At 26.5% G+C, this 2946-nt stretch carries 3 protein-coding genes; 1 reads left to right on the top strand and 2 read right to left on the bottom strand.

Annotated elements, in window-relative coordinates; all coding sequences use genetic code 11:
* The first annotated feature begins 392 nt into the window (after positions 1-392).
* On the top strand, positions 393-773 hold the full coding sequence (locus ACRDDY_RS08715; RefSeq protein WP_438564565.1) for a hypothetical protein: 381 nt from the start codon (positions 393-395) through the stop codon (positions 771-773).
* 103 nt (positions 774-876) lie between these two features.
* Here ACRDDY_RS08715 and ACRDDY_RS08710 read toward each other — a convergent pair whose 3' ends face one another.
* The gene (locus ACRDDY_RS08710) at positions 877-2250 is read right to left on the bottom strand and encodes an amino acid permease (protein WP_438564564.1); all 1374 of its coding nucleotides are present in this window, start codon (positions 2248-2250) and stop codon (positions 877-879) included.
* A gap of 442 nt (positions 2251-2692) precedes the next feature.
* Entirely contained in the window at positions 2693-2905 is a 213-nt protein-coding gene (locus ACRDDY_RS08705; protein ID WP_438564563.1) for a hypothetical protein, read from the bottom strand.
* Positions 2906-2946: the final 41 nt, after the last annotated feature.

Here is a 2946-nt window from a genome sequence, read left to right as displayed (position 1 = left end):
TTTATACATATTTAATCATAGGAAAACGTATTCAAAGTTTGCATTTATGAATTTTTTTTTACATTATTAATCTTATATTTACTTAATTTTATAATTTTTCTATTTATCTTGTCTTTTTAATTTAATTGTTATTCATATTATTTATATTTAATCTAATTTTTATTCGTTATCTTATAGTATCTCTATTTTTTGTTTACGTTCTTTTATTCCGATTAATTATCTCTTTTATAATTTTTAATGTTAATTATTGATATATTAATGAATATAAATATATTTTTCAATCATTAACATATTATAAACATTGTTTCTTTAATATTGTATTTTTATTCATATACTATTATTATTTACTTATAAGTTAACTTTCATTCTTACTTTATAGGAGGTAACATACCATGAATAAATTAACTCGTTTCTCATTTTTTTCATCAAATTTAATCTCTGTAATACTTGGCTTCTCATTTATTAGTTTTACTTTTGCCCTGTATGGACATATTCCTGAGATATCATTTTTATTTTTTATTGGTTTAATACTTATAGCTTCTGCTTTCACATTAATCTTAGCAAACTTTACTTTTATTATAGAACTTTTGTTAAGAATTTTTACTTTTTTAATAAATACTTTTATTATCTATATTTTTAATTCATTACCTATTGCAGGATATACTAGATTACTTTTATTATTAACTTTCTCTTGGCTACTTTTCTCAATTCTTTTATTTGCCTTAACACATTTTCCTATATTTAAATTTTTCAACAAATGTTCATTTCAATAGAACACATTTACTTTCTATATAATTTTCTTCATTTCAAAGTCTTTGTACATATTTAAAGACTAAAAATAGAATGATTCTAATTTTTAGTCTTTAATAAATTCCTTTATTCTTTTTTTCTTAATTCTGAATTATTTTTTGCATATAAAAAATAACTTATTATAATTAATATTAATATTATTCCAAATAAAAGCCATGTTATTTTAGGTAAGTTTGCCATTAAGAATATACAGCTTAACACTCCTAAAATAGGTATCACTGGATATAATGGTACTTTAAATTCGCTTTTAAAGTCTGGATGTCTCTTTCTAAATATTATTACTGAAAATGCTACAGTTCCATATACTAATAAGAATGCTAAACTTGCAAAACTTGCTAGGAAGTTTAAATTAAAGAATCCTGCAAATATAATTTCTAATATTGTAATTATCCAAAGTGAAATGTATGGAACATCTTTTTTATTATTCTTTCCAAATACTTTTGGAAGAAGTCCATCTCTACTCATTGTTGAAATTATCTGTGATGCTGTAAAATTATTTGCAAATATAACTGCTAATATACCAATTACACTTCCTAAAGAAACAATTAATCCAACCTTTGGCTTTCCTATAAGATTTAATCCATAAGATAATGCATCTCCAACATTTAAGTTTTTATAACTTGTAAGCCCTGTTAATGTAACTGAAACTAACATATATACTATTATACAAATAACAAGTGATGCTATTAATCCAATAGTCATAGATTTTTTAGGATTCTTTACATACGGTGCTGCTGATGCTACTGCATCAAACCCACAATATGCATAAAATACTGCTGCTGCTCCACTAAAAACTCCTGTTAATTTATACGGCATAAAGGGAATTAAATTTGAACCGCTTATGTAAAAAATACTTACCCCTACAAATAATATAATTACTCCTATTTTAATAAATACAATAAGATTATTTACTTTCTTACTTTCCTTAGTTCCTGCTGAAATAACGAAAGTTATTATTAAAATAGCAAAAATTGCTGGTAAATTTATAATTCCCCCTTCTGATGGTATGTTAATTAATGCCTTAGGTAAATGAATTCCAAGTTCACTTAAAAATCCATCAAAATATGCTGCCCATCCTGCTCCAACTGTTGCTGTTGATAAAATGTATGCAACTGATATGGAGAGTCCTATTATGTATGCAAATATTTCTCCAAGTGATACATATGCAAATGTATACGATCCCCCTGAACTTGGTATACTTGAACATAGTTCACCGTAGCAAAGTACAATAAATGCTGCTACTATCCCCCCTATTAAGAAGGAAAGACTTACCCCAGGCCCTGCCGTCTTTGCAGCAACCACACCTGTAAGTACCATAACACCAGTTCCAATAACTGATCCAACACTTAAAAGCGTTAAATCAAGTGTTCCAAGATTCTTTTCACTTGAATTAATGTGCTTAGATACACTCCTAAGATCTTGTGCTCTAAAAATACTCATTCAAATCTCCTTTTCTTTTGTTTATTTAATTTTTAAATTACTAATAAATAAAAAACCGCCCCATTTTTTATTTAATTCGCAATCTTTATTTTATCACACACTAAACTATTTTCAAAATTACTCAAAAAAGCCTCTCAATTTTTCTCAAATTATCAATATAGATATTAACCTCTACACCACTCTTTCAGTAACCTCATCTTATCTTCTCACCTAGACTCTATTTCTATACCATTCTCCACTAATCAATCTCATATATTTTAACTACACTTTTCAATAAAAATATTTATAAAGCAGAAAATAATATATACTGTCAACGAGTCAACAAACTTTTCTCCATTTTCTTATTTCCCATAATTTTATTGTACTTTTTACGCTTTTTACATAAATAATTGAATATAGTTTTTTTAAACAATTTATTGTAGACATTGTTGACAAAATTACATCAACCCTCTATTTTAAAGGCTTTACCCCTGTCAACAAACTTGTCAACTGACTCAATCTTTGTTGACATTCCTTCTACTTTGTTGACACTTCCCCTTATCTTTGTTGACATCTTTCTTGACTTTGTTGACATACTTCGTTGACACTTTCTTTCACTTTGTTGACATACTTTGTTACCACTACCACACCCTATCAATAAATTCACCTTAATCATTTTCTCTTCTAATGCTTACATAAAAAGAGTGCCAACATTAT

Source organism: Clostridium sp. (genome assembly GCF_051656525.1).
Classification (GTDB): Bacteria; Bacillota; Clostridia; order Clostridiales; family Clostridiaceae; genus Clostridium.
This window is presented reverse-complemented; position numbering and strand designations above follow the sequence as displayed.

Coding starts and splice junctions, on each gene's coding strand:
- ACRDDY_RS08715 (WP_438564565.1), top strand. CDS start 393: ATGAATAAATTAACTCGTTTCTCATTTTTTTCATCAAATTTAATCTCT.
- ACRDDY_RS08710 (WP_438564564.1), bottom strand. CDS start 2,250: ATGAGTATTTTTAGAGCACAAGATCTTAGGAGTGTATCTAAGCACATT.
- ACRDDY_RS08705 (WP_438564563.1), bottom strand. CDS start 2,905: ATGATTAAGGTGAATTTATTGATAGGGTGTGGTAGTGGTAACAAAGTA.